Source organism: Pseudomonas sp. NPDC089401, from assembly GCF_044749485.1.
Classification (GTDB): domain Bacteria; phylum Pseudomonadota; class Gammaproteobacteria; order Pseudomonadales; family Pseudomonadaceae; genus Aquipseudomonas.
The window spans coordinates 546,171-563,703 of record NZ_JBIVIA010000003.1 but is presented as its reverse complement, the minus strand read 5'-3'; the positions used below and the strand labels follow the sequence as shown (position 1 = coordinate 563,703).

At 61.8% G+C, this 17,533-nt stretch carries 18 protein-coding genes and 1 pseudogene; 12 read left to right on the top strand and 7 right to left on the bottom strand.

The features are described 5' to 3' along the window. Window positions 1-13 precede the first annotated feature (13 nt). The 4 genes from ACIP21_RS09940 (at window position 14) to ACIP21_RS09925 (ending at window position 4,914) form a co-directional block, all read left to right on the top strand. Window positions 14-1,405 (top strand): FAD-dependent oxidoreductase, encoded by a 1,392-nt coding sequence (locus ACIP21_RS09940; RefSeq protein WP_400686889.1) that lies wholly within the window; start codon window positions 14-16, stop codon window positions 1,403-1,405. A gap of 95 nt (window positions 1,406-1,500) precedes the next feature. Further along, window positions 1,501-2,211 carry a YebC/PmpR family DNA-binding transcriptional regulator gene (locus ACIP21_RS09935; RefSeq protein WP_400686887.1) on the top strand — a complete coding sequence of 237 codons (711 nt, stop codon included), beginning with the start codon at window positions 1,501-1,503 and terminating at the stop codon, window positions 2,209-2,211. Window positions 2,212-2,352: 141 nt separating this feature from the next. Further along, complete coding sequence (locus ACIP21_RS09930; RefSeq protein WP_400686885.1) at window positions 2,353-3,297, top strand: LysR family transcriptional regulator; 945 nt, start codon at window positions 2,353-2,355, stop codon at window positions 3,295-3,297. Between the two features lie 204 nt (window positions 3,298-3,501). After that, complete coding sequence (locus tag ACIP21_RS09925; protein ID WP_400686884.1) at window positions 3,502-4,914, top strand: DOPA decarboxylase; 1,413 nt, start codon at window positions 3,502-3,504, stop codon at window positions 4,912-4,914. Between the two features lie 36 nt (window positions 4,915-4,950). On the opposite strand, the gene ACIP21_RS09920 is transcribed toward ACIP21_RS09925, so the two are convergent. Further along, the gene (locus tag ACIP21_RS09920) at window positions 4,951-6,324 is read right to left on the bottom strand and encodes an MFS transporter (RefSeq protein ID WP_400686882.1); all 1,374 of its coding nucleotides are present in this window, start codon (window positions 6,322-6,324) and stop codon (window positions 4,951-4,953) included. Window positions 6,325-6,802: 478 nt separating this feature from the next. Between ACIP21_RS09920 and quiC the strand changes: the two genes are divergently transcribed. From quiC to ACIP21_RS09880, 8 genes are all read left to right on the top strand, one after another. Further along, the gene (quiC, locus tag ACIP21_RS09915; RefSeq protein ID WP_400686880.1) at window positions 6,803-8,710 is read left to right on the top strand and encodes a 3-dehydroshikimate dehydratase QuiC; all 1,908 of its coding nucleotides are present in this window, start codon (window positions 6,803-6,805) and stop codon (window positions 8,708-8,710) included. 226 nt (window positions 8,711-8,936) lie between these two features. Continuing rightward, window positions 8,937-9,476: a chalcone isomerase family protein gene (locus ACIP21_RS09910; protein WP_400687115.1), complete on the top strand. Its 540-nt coding sequence runs from the start codon at window positions 8,937-8,939 to the stop codon at window positions 9,474-9,476. Between the two features lie 3 nt (window positions 9,477-9,479). After that, window positions 9,480-10,013 (top strand): DUF3833 domain-containing protein, encoded by a 534-nt coding sequence (locus ACIP21_RS09905; protein ID WP_400686878.1) that lies wholly within the window; start codon window positions 9,480-9,482, stop codon window positions 10,011-10,013. Window positions 10,014-10,022: 9 nt separating this feature from the next. Then, the gene (locus ACIP21_RS09900; protein WP_400686876.1) at window positions 10,023-10,181 is read left to right on the top strand and encodes a DUF2256 domain-containing protein; all 159 of its coding nucleotides are present in this window, start codon (window positions 10,023-10,025) and stop codon (window positions 10,179-10,181) included. A gap of 40 nt (window positions 10,182-10,221) precedes the next feature. Then, window positions 10,222-10,713 carry a DUF1543 domain-containing protein gene (locus tag ACIP21_RS09895; RefSeq protein WP_400686874.1) on the top strand — a complete coding sequence of 164 codons (492 nt, stop codon included), beginning with the start codon at window positions 10,222-10,224 and terminating at the stop codon, window positions 10,711-10,713. 105 nt (window positions 10,714-10,818) lie between these two features. Beyond that, entirely contained in the window at window positions 10,819-11,490 is a 672-nt protein-coding gene (locus ACIP21_RS09890) for a TIGR02466 family protein (RefSeq protein WP_400686872.1), read from the top strand. Between the two features lie 134 nt (window positions 11,491-11,624). Next, window positions 11,625-12,800, top strand: coding sequence for an N-methyl-L-tryptophan oxidase (gene solA / locus ACIP21_RS09885; protein WP_400686870.1), 1,176 nt, complete (start codon window positions 11,625-11,627; stop codon window positions 12,798-12,800). Then, the gene (locus tag ACIP21_RS09880; RefSeq protein ID WP_400686868.1) at window positions 12,797-13,576 is read left to right on the top strand and encodes a MetQ/NlpA family ABC transporter substrate-binding protein; all 780 of its coding nucleotides are present in this window, start codon (window positions 12,797-12,799) and stop codon (window positions 13,574-13,576) included. Before solA ends, ACIP21_RS09880 begins: the two co-directional genes overlap by 4 nt. A gap of 318 nt (window positions 13,577-13,894) precedes the next feature. Here ACIP21_RS09880 and ACIP21_RS09875 read toward each other — a convergent pair whose 3' ends face one another. The 6 genes and pseudogenes from ACIP21_RS09875 to ACIP21_RS09850 all read right to left on the bottom strand — a co-directional run bounded on the left by ACIP21_RS09875 (window position 13,895) and on the right by ACIP21_RS09850 (window position 17,445). After that, a complete protein-coding gene (locus tag ACIP21_RS09875; protein WP_400686866.1) occupies window positions 13,895-14,224 on the bottom strand; it encodes a hypothetical protein in 330 nt (109 codons plus the stop codon). A gap of 498 nt (window positions 14,225-14,722) precedes the next feature. Next, a pseudogene (locus ACIP21_RS09870) lies at window positions 14,723-15,163 on the bottom strand (hypothetical protein); the annotation flags it as partial. Window positions 15,164-15,174: 11 nt separating this feature from the next. Beyond that, window positions 15,175-15,477, bottom strand: a complete 303-nt coding sequence (locus ACIP21_RS09865) for a hypothetical protein (RefSeq protein WP_400686864.1) — start codon at window positions 15,475-15,477, stop codon at window positions 15,175-15,177. Between the two features lie 520 nt (window positions 15,478-15,997). Next, on the bottom strand, window positions 15,998-16,492 hold the full coding sequence (locus tag ACIP21_RS09860) for a hypothetical protein (RefSeq protein ID WP_400686862.1): 495 nt from the start codon (window positions 16,490-16,492) through the stop codon (window positions 15,998-16,000). A 208-nt stretch (window positions 16,493-16,700) separates the two neighbouring features. After that, window positions 16,701-17,135: a hypothetical protein gene (locus ACIP21_RS09855; RefSeq protein ID WP_400686861.1), complete on the bottom strand. Its 435-nt coding sequence runs from the start codon at window positions 17,133-17,135 to the stop codon at window positions 16,701-16,703. A gap of 175 nt (window positions 17,136-17,310) precedes the next feature. Further along, window positions 17,311-17,445, bottom strand: a complete 135-nt coding sequence (locus ACIP21_RS09850; RefSeq protein WP_400686859.1) for a hypothetical protein — start codon at window positions 17,443-17,445, stop codon at window positions 17,311-17,313. Between the last annotated feature and the right edge of the window lie 88 nt (window positions 17,446-17,533).

The following is a 17,533-nucleotide window of genomic DNA, read 5'->3' as shown; positions in this document are numbered from 1 at the left end:
GGAAAGCGAGCGAATGAGACCCTTTTGGCTGCAACAGGCCCTGGAAGCGGAACAGGACGCGGTATGCCCGCCGCTGCCAGGCGACGCCCGCTGCGACGTGTGCATCGTCGGCGGCGGCTACACCGGGCTGTGGACCGCGTTGATGCTCAAGGAGGCGGTGCCGGCGCTGGATGTGCTGCTGATCGAGGCCGATATCTGCGGCGCCGGTGCCAGTGGCCGCAACGGCGGTTGCGCGTTGTCGTGGTCGGCCAAGTACTTCACCCTGGAACGCCTGTTCGGCGTGGCCGAGGCGGTGCGCCTGGTACGTGAGTCGGAGCGCAGCATCGCGGCCATCGGCGATTTCTGCACGGCCAATGGCATCGACTGCGACTTCCGCCTGGATGGCACCTTGTACACCGCCACCAACCAGGCCCAGGTCGGCGGCACCGATGCGGTGATCGCGGCGTTGCAGCAGAAGGGGATCAATTCGTTCGAGCGCCTGCCATTGGACCAGGTGCAGCGCCTGGCCGGTTCGACGCGGCACCTGGAGGGCTGGTTCTCGCCGGCCGCCGCCACGGTGCAGCCGGGCAAGCTGGTGCGCGGCCTGCGCCGGGTGGCTCTGCAGCGCGGCGTGCGTATCCATGAAGGGACGGCCATGACCGGCCTCGAGCACGGGGCACCGGTTCAGGTGCGCACGGCCCAGGGTGTCGTGCGTGCCGACCGCGTGGTGCTGGGCCTGAATGCCTGGATGGCGCGGGCCTTCCCGCAGTTCGAGCGCAGCGTGGCGATTGTCTCCAGCGACATGGTGATCACCGAACCGTGCCCGCAGCTGCTGCGCGAGATCGGCCTCGACAGCGGCGTCAGCGTGCTCGATTCGCGGATTTTCGTGCACTACTACCACAACACCTCCGATGGCCGACTGATGCTCGGCAAGGGCGGCAACACCTTCGCCTATGGCGGGCGCATGCTGCCGGTGTTCGATCAGCCATCGCCTTACCGGCCGCTGCTGCGCGAAAGCCTGGGCGGGTTCTTCCCGGCGTTGGCCGAGGTGCCGTTGGCGGCCAGCTGGAACGGCCCGTCGGACCGCTCGGTGACCGGGCTGCCGTTCTTCGGCAAGCTGGACGGGCAGGGCAACGTGTTCTACGGCTTCGGCTATTCCGGCAGCGGGGTGGGGCCGTGCCACATGGGTGGGCAGATCCTTTCGTCGCTGGCATTGGGGATGGACAACCCGTGGACCCGCTCGCCGCTGGTCAAGGGGCCGCTGGGGCTGTTCCCGCCCGAGCCGATCCGCTACCTGGGTTCGCTGATGGTGCGCAATGCCATCCGCCGCAAGGAGCGCGCCGAAGACCGCGGCCTGCGGCCGCGCCACCTGGATGTGCGGCTGGCGCGCTTCGCGGCGGCGGCCGGCAAGGCCGACAAAGCGTGAGATTACTTGTCGATCCACCGCCCGAGGGCGTATAAACTGCACCCACTTTTGGCCGGTCGCTTCCTGAACCGGCCGCTGAAACAAAGAGAGTCGACATGGGCGCACAGTGGAAAGCCAAACATAGAGAAACAGCTGCCAATGCCAAGGGCAAGATCATGGGCAAGCTGGCCAAGGAAATCCAGATCGCCGCCAAGTCCGGCGCCGACCCGGACATGAACCCGCGCCTGCGCCTGGCCATTCTCCAGGCCAAGAAAGCCTCGATGACCCGCGAGACCCTGGAGCGTGCGATCAAGAAAGGCGCTGGCCTGGACGGCGAGGCGGTGCAGTACCATGCCGTCAGCTACGAAGGTTTCGCTCCGCACCAGGTGCCGCTGATCGTCGAGTGCCTGACCGACAACGTCAACCGCACCGTGGCGCAGATCCGCGTGCTGTTCCGCAAGGGCCAGCTGGGTGCCAGCGGTTCGGTGGCCTGGGACTTCAACCATGTCGGCCTGATCGAAGCCACTCCGGAAGGCGATGCCGACGCGGAAATGGCCGCCATCGAAGCCGGTGCCCAGGACTTCGAGGAAGGTGAGGAAGAGGGTTCGACCCTGTTCATTACCGACACCACCGACCTGGACGCCGTGCAGAAGGCGCTGCCGGAGCAGGGCTTTACCGTCACCTCGGCGAAGATCGGTTACACCCCGAAGAATCCGGTGAGTGCGGCCAGCCTGAGTGCCGAAGCGTTGGCTGAGGTTGAGGCATTCCTTGAGGCGATCGACGAGAACGATGACGTGCAGAACGTCTACGTTGGCCTGACCGCCTAAAAAGCTGGGGCCGCTTTGCGGCCCATTCGCGGGTAAACCCGCTCCCACACGGATCTCCACAGGACTCGAGCCTTGTGGAGATCCCTGTGGGAGCGGGTTTACCCGCGAATAGGCCAGCAAAATCTACAGAAGGGAGCCTGCATGAACCCCGCTTTCGCCTCCCTCAGCCTCGCCCACCTGCGCACCCTCGACTACCTCCTGCAGCTCAAGAACCTCAGCCACGCCGCCGAGCGCCTGGGTGTCAGCCAATCGGCCCTGAGCCGCCAGCTGGCCCACCTGCGCGAAGCCTTCGACGACCCGCTGCTGGTGCGCCAGGGCCGCGGCTACGTGCTCAGTGAGTACGCCGAAGCACTGGTCGAGCCCCTGCGCCAGGTGCTCGAGGAACTGCAGGCCCTGCGCCAACCCGCCGCCTTCGACCCGGCCCGCTGCGAGCGGCGCTTCTGCCTGGCCGCCTCCGACTACGTGGCCGAGCACATGCTGCCGTTGCTGGTGGCGGCGCTGGAGCAGGAGGCGCCGGGCGTGTCCATCGAGTACCGCACCTGGCAGGCCGGGCAGTATGCGTTGCTGGCCAGTGGCGAGATCGACCTGGCGACCACGCTGTTCGACGAATCGCCACCCAACCTGCACGGGCGCCTGCTGGGTGAGGACCGGGCGGTGTGCCTGATGCGCGCCGACCATCCGCTGACGGCCCTGCAAGTGCTGGGGCAGGACGATTACCTGGCCTGCAAGCACGTGCGCATCTCGGGTGGCGGCGACAAGGACAGCTTCATCGACCGCCACCTGCGCGGCCAGGGCCTGCAGCGGCGGGTCAGCCTGGAGGTGCCGTTCTTCTCGGCGACCGTGCAGGTGATCGGCAACAGCCAGGCGCTGGCCACCGTCCCCGAGCATATCGCCCGGCAGTTGTGCCGCTTGCATGGGCTGGCATGGCGGCCGTTGGGGTTTGTCGAGCATACCCAGCGCTATTGGGTGGTGTGGCACCAGCGCTTGCAGGCGTCGGCGGAGCACAGGTGGTTGCGCAACCGGGTGTTCGAGCTGTGGCGGCAGTCGCAGTTCGGGGTGCAGGGCGGGGTTGCGGGTTTGCCATAGCAGGTATGCGTGAAGCGGGGCTTATTCGCCTGGGCCTGGGCGCCTAGACTGGGGGCATCGTGTCGCTTGTACCGGCCCTTTCGCGGGTAAACCCGCTCCCACAGGGTTCTCTGCAGGTCTTTAGCTTTGTGGGATCGCTGTGGGAGCGGGTTTACCCGCGAAAGGGCCGGTACAGGCGAATGAATACCCACAGGAGAGCCGCGCGTGACCCCAGAACAATTCCGCCAGTACGGCCACCAGCTGATCGACCTGATCGCCGACTACCGCCAATCCGTCGGCGAACGCCCGGTCATGGCCCAGGTCGAGCCCGGCTACCTCAAGGCCCAATTGCCCCAGGGCGCTCCGCAGCAGGGCGAGCCGTTCGAGGCCATCCTCGCCGACGTCAACCAGCTGGTCATGCCGGGCCTGTCGCACTGGCAGCACCCGGATTTCTACGGCTACTTCCCGTCCAACGGCACCCTGTCATCGGTACTCGGCGACTTCCTCAGCACTGGCCTGGGGGTGCTGGGCCTGTCGTGGCAATCCAGCCCGGCGCTGAGCGAGCTGGAGGAAACCACCCTTGACTGGCTGCGCCAGCTGCTTGGCCTGTCGGCCCAGTGGAGTGGGGTGATCCAGGACACCGCGTCCAGCAGCACCCTGGTCGCCTTGATCAGCGCCCGCGAGCGCGCCACCGACTACGCGCTGGTACGCGGTGGCTTGCAGGCCGAAGCCAGGCCGTTGATCGTCTACGTCAGCGCCCATGCCCACAGCTCGGTGGACAAGGCCGCGCTGCTGGCCGGGTTCGGTCGGGCCAACATTCGCCTGATCGCCACCGACGAACGCTACGCCATGTGCCCGCAGGCGCTGCAGACGGCCATCGAGCAGGACCTGGCGGCCGGCAACCGGCCGTGCGTGGTGGTCGCCACCACCGGCACCACCACCACCACGGCGCTCGACCCATTGCGCCCGATCGGCGAGATCGCCCAGGCCAACGGCCTGTGGCTGCATGTGGATTCGGCCATGGCCGGCTCGGCGATGATCCTCCCGGAATGCCGCTGGATGTGGGACGGCATCGAGCTGGCCGATTCGCTGGTGGTCAACGCGCACAAGTGGCTGGGGGTGGCCTTCGACTGCTCGATCTACTACGTGCGCGACCCACAGCACCTGATCCGGGTGATGAGCACCAACCCGAGCTACCTGCAATCGGCGGTGGATGGCGAGGTGAAGAACCTGCGTGACTGGGGCATCCCGCTGGGGCGCCGGTTCCGCGCGTTGAAGCTGTGGTTCATGCTGCGCAGCGAAGGGGTCGAGGCATTGCAGCAGCGCCTGCGCCGGGACCTGGACAATGCCCGCTGGCTGGCGGCGCAGGTCGAGGCGGCGGTGGGGTGGGAAGTGCTGGCGCCGGTGCAGCTGCAGACCTTGTGCATTCGCCACCAGCCTGCGGGGCTGGAGGGGGAGGCGCTGGATGCACATACCCGGGCCTGGGCCGAGCGGTTGAATGCGTCCGGGGTGGCGTATGTGACGCCGGCGACGCTGGACGGGCGATGGATGGTGCGGGTGTCGGTGGGGGCTCTGCCGACCGAGCGGGAGCATGTGGAGAAGCTTTGGGTGGAATTGCAGGAAGTGGTTAAAGGCTGAAATGGTTGGGGCTGCAAAGCAGCCCCATCCAATCTATCAGTGACTCACCGCCTGAACGCTGCCTTTACGGCTGGCCTCGAAGGCTTCCTTCTCCATCGGCTTGGCATCTGGATTGCCCAGGTCTTCCATCGCCATGCGGTGCGTCTCTGGCGCAATGTAGGCCGCCAGTGCACACACGCAGGTGATGAAGAACGCCAGGCCGCCCACCACCAGCGGAATGTTCTCCGAACCCGGTGGCGCCACCAGGGCGAACAGCGCTGGCAGCATGGCGGTCAGCATGGTGCCGACGTTCTGCGCGATGGCCATGGCCGACACGCGATAGCGGGTGTGGAACAGCTCCGGGTAGAAGCTTGGGAACACCGCGTTGTAGCCCTGGTAGACCATGCCCCACATGACGATCGAGGCGGCGAAGGCCAGCGGCACGTTCTGGATGCTGATCGCATACAGGTAGACGAAGGCCAGCAGGCCCGAGCCCAGGCAGCCCGCGATCATGGTCGGGCGACGGCCGATCTTGTCGGACAGGTTGCCCACGAACGGAATCACCAGCACCGCGACGATGTTGCCCACCACCGGGATCCACAGGTACACGCTCTTGTCGAAGCCGATGCCGTAGGCCGGCTGCACCGCGTAGGCCGCGCCGAAGATGGTGGCGACCACCGGGATCACGTTCATCAGGGCCATGAACATTACCAGCACCATGTGCTTCCAGCTGTGGCGGAAGGCCTCGCTGATCGGCGACTTGGCCACTTTGTCCTGCTTCTCTTCCTTGACGAAGGCCGGGGTCTCGTGGACTTCCTTGCGGATGATGAAACCGGCGATCAGCACCACGGCGCTCATCAGGAACGGAATCCGCCAGCCCCAGTCGTTGAAGGCTTCGCTCGGCATGAAGTAGGCCAGGGGCAGGAACACCGCCGCCGCCAGTACCTGGCCGGCCTGCACGCCTTGCAGGGTGAAGCTGGCGTAGTAGCCGCGCCGGCCCAGCGGGGCGTGCTCCATGATCATCGAACTGGCGCCGGAGATCTCGCCGGCCACGGCAAAGCCCTGGACCAGGCGCAGCACCACCAGCAGCGCCGGGGCGAGCAGGCCGATGTCGTGGTAGGTCGGCAGCAGGCCCACGGCCATGGTCGACAGGCCCATCAGGAACATGCACAGCAGCAGCACGTTCTTGCGCCCGCGGGTGTCACCCCAGTGGCCCAGCACGCAGGCACCGATCGGGCGCGCCAGGTAGCCCACGCCGTAGGTCGCCAGCGAGGCGATGATGGCCATTTTCGGGTCAGTATTGGGGAAGAAGATCTGCGGGAAGATCAGTGCCGCAGCCTGGGCATAGATGAAGAAATCGTAGTATTCGAGTGCCGAGCCGATCCAACCGCTGGCGGTCGCTTTCTTGGCTTGAGAGCTGGAGTGAGCCATCGTTGTCTCCGTTGTTCTTGTTGGTCACCGCACGGCTGGCGTCGCCCAGGGGCGGCCAGAGGCTGTGCAGGCGCTTTACGGAAGTAGGGCGTAGGTTATGGCGCGTGCACGGGCAGGCGGTGTCTGCAAGCAATGGACGAACGAGAAGGTGCGGATAGCAAGGCGAAGGAGGTGTGCATAGGTCGGTACCCGAATTTATTGAACTTATTATGGTGTGACGTTGGGTATTTCTACGCAGGTTGCGCCGAATGGCCTGGGGCAGAAAGGGCGATCGGTTGGCCTGCGTCTGGGTTCATGTTTGCCCAGGGTCGGCACTGAATCAATTCGTCGAAATCGGTTTTGTGCGGTAATCGAACGCAAAACTAACCATTTCGTACAAACAGATTGCCGGGTCGACTCTACCTGCGAATAATCGAACGTGCCAGAAACCCATCAGGTTTTTCGGCCCGTCGTCCGTCCAATAACAAGGAACTTCCCCATGCAGCGTTCGATAGCCACCGTGTCCTTGAGCGGCACCCTGCCGGAAAAGCTCGAAGCCATCGCCGCCGCCGGTTTCGACGGCGTCGAGATCTTCGAGAACGACTTGCTCTACTATGCCGGCAGCCCCCGCGAAGTGCGGCAGATGTGCGCCGACCTAGGCATTGCCATCACCTTGTTCCAGCCGTTCCGCGATTTCGAAGGCTGCCGCCGCGACCGCCTGCAGAAAAACCTCGACCGCGCCGAGCGCAAGTTCGACCTGATGCAAGAGCTGGGCACCGACCTGGTGCTGGTGTGCAGCAATGTCCAGGCCGACGCCCTGGGCGATGAACGGATCCTGGTCGACGACCTGCGCCTGCTTGCCGAGCACGCCGGCAAACGCGGCCTGCGCATCGGCTACGAAGCCCTGGCCTGGGGCCGCCACGTCAACACCTACCAGCAAGTCTGGAACCTGGTGCGCCAGGCCGACCACGCGGCCCTGGGGGTGATCCTCGACAGCTTCCACACCCTGTCGCTCAAGGGCGACCCGGCCGCCATCCGCGACATTCCCGGCGACAAGATCTTCTTCGTGCAGATGGCCGACGCGCCGATCCTGAACATGGACGTGCTGGAGTGGAGCCGGCATTTCCGCAACTTCCCGGGCCAGGGCGAAATGGACCTGGCCGGGTTCCTCGCGCCGATCCTCGCCACCGGCTACCGCGGCCCGCTGTCGCTGGAAATCTTCAACGACGGCTTCCGCGCCGCGCCGCCTCGGCAGAACGCTGCCGACGGCCTGCGCTCGCTGCTGTACCTCGAAGAGCAGACCCGCCTGCGCCTGGAGCAGGAGGGCACCGCCATCGAGCCGGGCGTGCTGTTCACGCCGCCCGCGGCCAGCACCTATGAGGGCGTGGAGTTCCTCGAATTCGCCGTCGACGAAGCTGTCGGCGCGCGCCTGGGCAGCTGGCTCACGCGCCTGGGCTTTGCCGAAGCCGGCAAGCACCGCAGCAAGGACGTGCGCCTGCTGCGCCAGAACGACATCAACATCGTGCTCAATGCCGAGCCGTACTCGTTCGGCCACAACTTCTTCGAGGCCCACGGCCCGTCGCTGTGCGCCACCGCCCTGCGGGTCAAGGACGAGCACGCCGCGCTGCAGCGTGCCACCGATTATCGTGGCCAGCCGTTCCGCGGCCTGGTCGGGCCCAACGAATGCGAAGTGCCGGCCGTGCGTGCGCCCGATGGCAGCCTGCTCTACCTGGTGGAGCAGGGCAAGGAAGGCCCATCGCTGTACGACACCGACTTCCGCCTGGACCCGGCCGCCAGCGCCCGCGGCGGCCTGCAGCGCATCGACCACATGGCCCTGGCGCTGCCGGCCGAATCGCTGGACAGCTGGGTGCTGTTCTACAAGAGCCTGTTCGACTTCGAGGCGGATGACGAAGTGGTGCTGCCGGACCCCTACGGCCTGGTCAAGAGCCGCGCGCTGCGCAGCCAGTGTGGCAGCCTGCGCCTGCCGCTGAACATCTCGGAAAACCGCAACACCGCCATCGCCCACGCACTGTCGAGCTATCGAGGCTCGGGCGTGCACCATATCGCCTTCGATTGCGCGGACATCTTCGCCGAAGTGGCGCGGGCGAAAGAGTCGGGTGTGCCATTGCTGGAGATCCCGCTGAACTACTACGACGATCTGGCGGCGCGCTTCGATTTCAACGACGAGTTCCTCAGCGAGCTGGCGTACTACAACGTGCTGTACGACCGCGATGCCCAGGGTGGCGAGCTGTTCCACGTGTACACCGAGCCCTTCGAGGAGCGTTTCTTCTTCGAGATCATCCAGCGCAAGGGCGGCTATGCCGGGTATGGCGCGGCGAACGTGGCGGTGCGCCTGGCGGCGATGGCCAAGCGGCGTAGCGGGGCGGCGCGCAAGCCGGTGCTGTAACCATCGATCGCGGCCCGCGTGGCACCGGCTTCGCCGGTGTTCGCGGGTGAACCCGCTCCCACAGCGGTTGGATGGGTATCCAACTTCTTGGGGGCAGCCCAGGCCCTGTGGGAGCGGGTTTACCCGCGAACACGGGCGAAGCCCGTGCCAGGCGCCTTCCAAAAACTGTACATAAAACTATTCTTGTACAGTATCCCTCCCTCACGGTGCAGCGCCCGTGGCACGCATATCCTCGGCCATCAACGCATTCGCCCTGGCCACCCTGATCACCCTGGCCCAGCCCGCAGCCGCTGACTGGCGCTCCAGCCTGCCCAGCGCCCAGCTCTCCGGCAGCGGCGATTTCACCTGGTTCGGCCTGCGCCTCTACACCGCCCGCCTGTGGTGCGCCGATGGCCCCTGGAGCTGGGACGCCCCCTTTGCCCTCGAGCTGACCTACCACCGGTCGCTGTCGCGGAACACCCTGGTGCAAGCCAGCATCGATGAAATACAACGCCTGGCGAACCGCCCCTTGCCCGCCGACACCGTCCGACAATGGTCCACTTCCCTGGCCCAGGCCTTCGTCGACGTGCGCCCTGGCATGCGCATCACCGGCCTGTACCTGCCCGGGCAAGGTAGCCGCTTCTATGTCGATGGCCAGCTGACCCAGGCAGAGCCCGACCCGGCCTTCGCCCGCGCGTTCTTTTCCATCTGGCTGGACCCCCGGTCCCGCGATGCGCAGTTGCGCGAGCGTCTGATCGGGCAGGCCGGGCGCGACCGAGGAGGCTGAAACATGTACAAGGCACTGCTGCTGATCACCTGCCTGCTGCTGGGCAGTTGCAAGGTCGGGGTCGAGCACTACGCCCAGGAACGACCGCGCCTGGACCTGGTGGCGTATTTCTCCCAGCCGGTGCAGGCCTGGGGCATGTTCCAGAAGCGCTCGGGCGAGGTGGTCAAGCGCTTCCACGTGCGTATCGACAGCCGCCGTGACGGCGAGCGGCTGATCCTCGACGAACGTTTCGTCTACAGCGACGGCACCCGCCAGCAGCGCACCTGGACACTCACCCCCGAAGGCCCGAACCGCTGGCGCGGCACGGCCGGCGACGTGATCGGCGAGGCCACCGGCGTGGTGGCGGGCAACGCCCTGCAATGGCGCTACCAGCTGGACCTGCCGGTCGATGGCCGGCACTGGACCATGGACATGGATGACTGGATGTACCTGATGGACGAGGACACCCTGATCAACCGCACGCGCATGAGCAAGCTCGGTGTCGAGGTCGGGCAGATCACCTTGTTCTTCCGCCGCATGCCGCAAGGCACGCCGTGATCTGCTGCCATGAACAAGCAACACCTGCCGAGCAAGGTCTGCGTCGTCTGTGGCCTGCCATTCACCTGGCGCAAACGCTGGGCGCGCTGTTGGGGCGAGGTGCGCTACTGTTCCGAGAGGTGTCGCCGCGCCGCGAAATGCCACACGCCGCAGGCCGGCGCACGTTAGTGTAAGGTAGCCACGCAAACCGTTCATTCAGAGACCGTTGATGCTTTACGTCGTCATGCTCGGCGGCCGCCACCCGGCCGCCAAGATCGAAGTACACGATGTGGTGTTCGCCCACGCCGACACGCTCGAACAGGCCTACCCGCAATTGCGCAGCGCCTGGTTCGGGGCGGCCAAGGGCCTGCATATCGATTCCTGGCTGGAGGTCCACGGCGTGGACGGCTATCGCGTGACGCTGCAACCAGCGTCGCCGGCCAAGGATGCGCTGCGCCTGTATTTCATCAACCTCGGGGGCTACGAACCGAACGTCTTCGGCGAAGCGCACCGCTACCTGCTGGTCGCCGCCGCCAACAAGGTGCAAGCCAAGGCCATGGGCAAGCAGCGCATGCAGCGCGGCTGGCTGAAACCGCACACCGATGCCGTGCTCGATGTCGACGATTGCCTGGCGATCGACCAGGTCGCGGGCCTGCATGTGCACCTGGTGCACGGTGAGCATGCAGACACGGTGGCCCGCAGCGACTACATCCTGCTCTGAAGGCACGCCCGACCAACTCCATCGTTTCTGCACATTCTGCGGTTAATTTCGCAGTTCGCTGCAGCGGGTCCATGGCTGCGCCTGACCGACTCCACGAGGGATCCGATGAGTGAATCCACGCCGCCCAAGCCCGATCTGAACCCCGACGCCATCCAGATCCACAACTTCTTCGCCACGCCCGTCGCGCGCATCGTCCACCCGGATGCCGAGTCCCTCAATGCACAGCTTCAGGCGGCCATTGCCCAGCGGATGCAGATGGACCCGGGAACCACCCACAGCAACGAGGGCGGGTGGCAATCGGCGACCGACTTCACCGAGTGGGGCGGTGAGGCGGCGCAGCGCCTGCTGGAGTTCGGCCGTGCTTTCGCCAACCAGTTGACTGCCGTGCACAGCGCCGAACATGGCCTGATCGAGCCAGCCTTCGCGTGGCGCCATACCGCGTGGGCGAACGTGAATTTCCCGGGCCATGCCAACCACCTGCACGGCCACCCGGGCGCGTTCTGGTCCGGGGTGTACTGGGTGGACGACGGCGGGCGCCAGGAAAACCCGGAGGTCGGCGGCGACCTAGAGTTCCCCGACCCGCGCGGGATGATGCCCTCGCTCTACAACCCGGAGCTGCGAATGCGCATCGAGGGTTGCCTGACCGCGGGCTACAGCACCACCGTGGCGCCCGCGACCGGCACCTTCATCATGTTTCCCTCGTGGCTGATGCACGCTGTGCAGCGATACAACGGAACGCGGCCCCGCGTCTCCATCGCGTTCAATTTCGGCGTCTGACAAGCACCTGGGATTTGCCCTCGATCACTGCCACCGAACGCCGGGCCTGACGGGCATATGGTTATGCGCTTTAGTTCTTTGTGTCCGGGCATGACTTACTTTCAACTATCGCTTTTTTTGAGCGAGCGTCTGCAGTGGAGCACTGTGAAGTAGTCGTCGTAGGGCTGGGCGCCATGGGCGCCGCGACCACCTATCAATTGGCCAAGGCGGGCGTCGATGTGGTGGGCATCGACCGCTACCATCCACCGCACACCTTGGGTTCGAGCCATGGTGACACGCGGATCACCCGGCTTTCGGTGGGGGAGGGTGCGCAGTACGTCCCTATCGTGAAACGCGCCCAGCAGATCTGGCGGGAACTGGAAGGGCTGTCCGGTGAGTCGTTGTTCGAGCAGTCCGGCTTGCTCGCGCTCACCTCCAGCCCCGATTTCGACCCGCAGGACAAAAGCGACTTCACCCTGCGCACCATCGGCCTGGCGCAGACCTACGGCATTGAACACGAGGTGCTCGATGCCGAGCAGATCCGCCAGCGCTTCGCGCAATTTGCCCAGGTGCGCGACGATGCCATCGGCTATTTCGAGCCAGGTGGCGGCTTCGTGCGCCCCGAGCGTTGCATCGAGGTGCAGTTGCGCCTGGCGGTGCAGCATGGCGCGACCTTGCACACGGGCGAAACGGTCACCCAGATCGATTCCGACGAGCATGGCGTCACGCTCACCACCGACCGGCGCACGGTGCGGGCCGGCAAGCTGGTGTTCAGCGCTGGCAACTGGGCTGGCGGGTTGCTGGGCGAGCCGTTCGACCGCTTGCTGAGCGTGTACCGGCAGAAGCTGTTCTGGTTCGAACTCGAGCCGGATGCCGGCCTGGTCGGTGCCTCGCCCACCTTCATCCTCACCCACGGGCGGGGTGACGACAAGATCAACTACGGTTTCCCGGCGCTACCCGGTGAGGGCAGCCTGAAGATCGCCACGGCCCAATACCACACCGCGTCGCTGCCCGACCAGCTGGACCGCACGGTTTCCGCTGGCGAAGAGCGCGAGATGTATGCCCAGCAAGTGCAGGGCCGTATCGCTGGGGTGACTGGCAAAGTCCTCAAGTCGGCGGTCTGCGCCTACACCGTCACCCCGGACCGGCATTTCATCATCGACGCGCACCCCTCCCTCAAGCACACCCTGGTGGTGTCAGCCTGCTCGGGCCACGGTTTCAAGCACTCCGCCGCACTGGGCGAGGCCTTCGCGCAATGGTGCACCCGAGGCACCACCGACCTGGACCTGTCCGCCTTCACCCTTGAACGATTCAAAGGAAAATACCTGTGAAACGCATTGCACTCTCCGTTGCCCTGCTGGCGGCCTCGATCGCTACAGCCCAGGCTGAAACGCTCAAGATCGCCGTTGTGCCGGTGCCCCATGCCGAGATCCTGGAGTTCCTCAAGCCTGAACTGGCCAAGCAGGGCGTCGAGCTGGAGGTGAAAGTCTTCACCGACTACATCCAGCCCGATCGCCAGGTCGACGAAGGCCGGCTGGACGCCAACTACTTCCAGAGCAAGCCGTACTACGAGGCGTACCAGAAAGATCGCCCGAGCAGCGACCAGGTGCCCGTGGTGGCGGTGCACATCGAGCCCTTTGGCGCCTACTCCAGCAAGATCAAGTCGGTGGCCGAACTCAAGGACGGCGCCACCATCGCGATCCCCAACGACCCCACCAACTCCGGGCGTGCCCTGTTGCTGATCGCCAAGCAGGGGCTGATCACCCTCAAGGACCCCAGCAATATCATGGCGACCGCGGCCGACATCACCAGCAACCCCAAGCACCTGAAGTTCAAGGAGCTGGAAGCGGCCATGCTGCCGCGTGTGCTCGGCCAGGTGGACATGGCCCTGATCAACGCCAACTACGCGCTGGAGGCCAAGCTGGAGCCGCACAAGGATGCGCTGTTCATCGAAAGTTCGGAATCGCCTTACGCCAACTACCTGTACGTGCGCAGGGATAAAGCAAACGACCCGGCCGTGCAGAAGCTCGGTGCGTTGTTGAATTCGGCGCAGGTGAAGCAGTTCATCCTGGACCGTTATCACGGCGACGTGGTGCCGGCGTTCTGAGATTTTGCGCTGGGGCGGGGTGAGCGGCGCTGGCTGCTGGCCCTGCAGGATCGATTAAAGATGTTGCATGGCATTTGCAATTTGTTTCTTTAGGTTCTCTATATCGTTTGCAGACCCCCGGATGACCCTCCAGACTTTCCCAGGGGCCACTGGCCACTGGTTGCTCGTCCTTATAGAACGACCGTTCAAGGGGACTCGACTTTTGAGGTGTTATGCCTATTTGTCTGTACTTGGGTCGATGATCAAGAGGTCTGTAAAAGACATTCCTGCGCAAACTATCTTTGTGCTCATGCATGTCTTCTGTTTGTCTTTTTCAGATCATTCTGTTTTTGCCCAGTCAAGGTACGCATCATTGTCATAGTAATAGGTAAAGGCGCTTGCTAGCTGATGTGCGGTGGCCTGCGGTTTCTGTGCTAGCGCGTATTCGATGATGCTTTTAGTCAATTCTATGCCTAGCGCGTAATGTAAATTGTTCTCAGTTGCAAATTTTGGTCTTTCAGGGTCTTCTTCATTTTCGAAGTCATCAGGGTCTAGCACTGCGCACTTGGTGTGCTCATTCCATGGAACTCCATGGGGCATATAAATTGCGAAATCCCAGGGCTGATTTTTTATGCTGTTCAGTATTGTTTCAAGCGTTTCGATTTTCATTACCTTGTACGTCCTCCACCCCAATTTTTTTACCACCCTGTCCACCTGGGTGCAGTACACCCTGAACGGGCCCCGGTGCTTGATGCTGAGGCATTGGTACCAATTGCAGAACTCCCTTACGGCAGGGGTGATGATGCCAGGAGAAGCCAGTTGGTGCACTTGACTTGTAACCTCCTCTTGGACCGGAAGCAACATGGTCGCCAATACCTGGGTAGTGCTGGTCCATCATATCCTTGAGTTGTGGGTCGCTCCTCATTGCTGTATCCAACTGTCGATTGGGCTCTCTGAAATGAGAGGGGGCGCTTCCTACTTGTTGCCCTGGCGCAAGTTGTACTTCATAAAGCACAGAGTATTGGCTGCTGCCTAATGGACGGTTTGATTTGTCACAACCTGATAGGTCACGAGCTAGCCCAAGTGGGTCTGTCCACAATATTGGGTTAGGGGCGTACTGATAGAAGTTTCGGCCTCCTAAGTAGCCGATTGGATCTTGAGAGATAATTTTCGCAGCAGGTTGTCCATCAACTTGTTACGACGTGGGTTCGCCTGCAGTGGGCGGTTCAGCTCTTGGGTTTTCTGGTCGAGCAGGTTGCCAGCAGGGTTGAAGGCCTGGGTCTGCATGAGCTTGTTGCCCTGATGACGGATCACTTCGCGGTGCAAGTCGTCGCGCTCACAGGCGAGCATCTCGTGATCGAGCGTCATGCCCAGCAAGTGACCGCTGCCATAGGTCATCCAGCTGACCTTGTGCCCGTCCGGGCGCACTGTCGAGATACGCTGGTTAAGCACGTCGTACGCATGCTGCCACACGGCAACCATCGGTTTGCCGGTGTTCAGGTAATGCTGGTGCTCATGCGTGAGATTACCCGCATCGTCATGGAACCACTGCAATTTACTGCCGGCGTTGACGGCCTGGATAAGCTTGCCGTTTCCATCATGGCCGAAGAATTGCTTTATTATGCTCCAGCGATAACGCTTCTTTTGTATTTTTGATACTCAAAATAATCACCTTGGCGATCAAGGAGTAAATCAATCCAGATTTCGTGGTCCCATTCTGGGTATATAAGCCTAATTGCATGTATTTGTGTGGTATGGAAGCTGAAATTTTTGTTTAGATGGTGCGGATTTGTTAGGTACGCGCCGCAGGCTTGCCAGCCTTCGCTAATTAATAGATAGCACGCGCTTCCTCCCTCTTCTTGCGCCAGTTCGTCGAGGCATGCGGCGAATGAAGGGAATTCAAGGGTGTAGAGCAGATTCATGTCGAGGTCGATAAGTTTGTCACTGTCCTCCGGCTGAGCCTCTTGCTTTCATCGAAATTTTCCTCAGTAAGCGCCTCTATTTGAGATTTGAATTGGTTTATGATCTGCTTGCCCTCCAAGCGTCTGAACAATATTTCTCTTCGATACGCGTCAGGTTTCACAATTGCACTCGCTTTTGTAGTTTGCTTTGCCTTTTGAGTTGAATAGTTGCGTCCGGCCATGCCTACTTAGTCTTGGGGTTTTTCGTTTTGGACTTTTACATCACCCGCTTCCAGGCTCAGCCTATTGTGCTCGGTGCATTTCCTGCTGCGAATGTCCGTGAAAACAATCCAAATGCGTTGAGATTTTAATTTGTGGTTCGATACAGGTTTTCGTGTTCCAGTGGACATTGCTTTGGGCGCGCATGTCCATTAGCCTGGGTTTTGGCTTTTGCACGCTGCCTAAGGATGCTGCGACTATTGACTCGTCAGGCATAGGTTGATCAGCACCCCTTGGGTATCAATAATTTCCGAGTGAGCGGTCAAGTTTTCAAAATGCGATCTATCATTTTATTGACTTCGGCGCTACGTCCCTCTTGGCGAGCAATAATGTCCAAGCCTAATGCAATCCCTTCCTTGCCATTGTGGGTCGACTTTGGGAATTCGCTGGAAAAAAAGTCCATCGCTTCCTTTCGTTCATAGTTTCTTGCAATCAAATCGCCCACAACCCAACAAAAATCTAGATTATTGTAATTTTGATACATGTTGCGTAGCGTGCTGTAAATTGATTTCTTCTGAGCGTCTGACATTAGGAATAGTTCGTTTCCTGCCATCATTGCGAACATGTCTACTCCTGGCTTGTCGCATAGGTCTTTATCGCGAAAAACTGAGAGCAGAAACTCTACTGAGTCTTCGCAAGTGCCCTCGTAGATTGTGAGCATATGTTCGTACTCATCTGTTAATTTGGATGCTTCTTTTCTGACTTTTTTCCCAGTGGCGGCCTGTAAGGTTATGAAGAGTTCTTCGAAGTTCTGCATTTCGCTCATTCTGGACTTAAGGGCAGTTGCAGGCCTCTGTCGTGACCTTCCAGTCTTTTTACGTCCCTCAATGTAAATCTTAATAGCCCTGCACTCGTGCTTGTGTCGGGAAATTGGCGTGTAAGGTTTAGCTCAAGCGCGATCACCACAGTTGTTGTAGCGATCGCTAACTTAAGGCCCGGCTCGATGGAGTGGTCGTGCCTGCGGTTTAAATGGGTGGTTCGAAGTACCAGATTAGAAATTGGTTGAAATTTTCCCAGCGGGCAGGGAGCTCTCCTGTTATGAATTTGTCTAAGTCTCTGATGTCAAGGTCGTAAACGGCGCCATTGTTTATGTTGTATAGGTACATCCCTTCGCTTTCGTCGCAAGTTATGGCCAGGTAATGTGTGGGTATCTCGTATCTATCCCAGACATAATCGGTTTGATCTGGGATTGCAGGGATGTCAGGGCCTTCAATATCAAGCAGTTCAGCGATAGGTCGAGGGCTTATGAAACTACCTTGATAATTAAGGTAGAACTCACCGAATTGAGAGTCTGTTGAGACTCCTAAGCGCTGAAGCGCCGATGCTGCCCTGTTGGAGTCTGTTCTGGTAATGTCGCCAGTGTATTTACCTAAGTATTTTGTAACTTCCACCGGAATCATATGCTGCAGCCTCCTTTTCTCGATTTGTTTGCTTCTGTCGCACGATCTTTCCAATATTGGCCTCGGTCAATGTCAAAAGCGTCGCGATCAACAGGGAAGTCTGGGTTTTTCTTATTTCCGTGCGGGTGCAAGGCTTCTCGTCCGCGACCTTTTGCAGCCCTGTGTGTGCTGGTTGTTACCTCAAACAGCGGGCCGACCGATTGTTGGCGGCAGCGGCGCCGAGGTCTTCGCTGAGCAGGGTGTCGAGCGGGGCGACAGCGATCTGGACTTCGCGCTCGCTGGGCGCGGAATCGGAGGGTACAGCGGTCATCAGAAATAGCCTTCCTTAGGCAAGGGACAGGAGGTCCCAGGTGGTCCGTGAAGGCGAAATTTTACTGATGGACGGGCGTTCACACCAT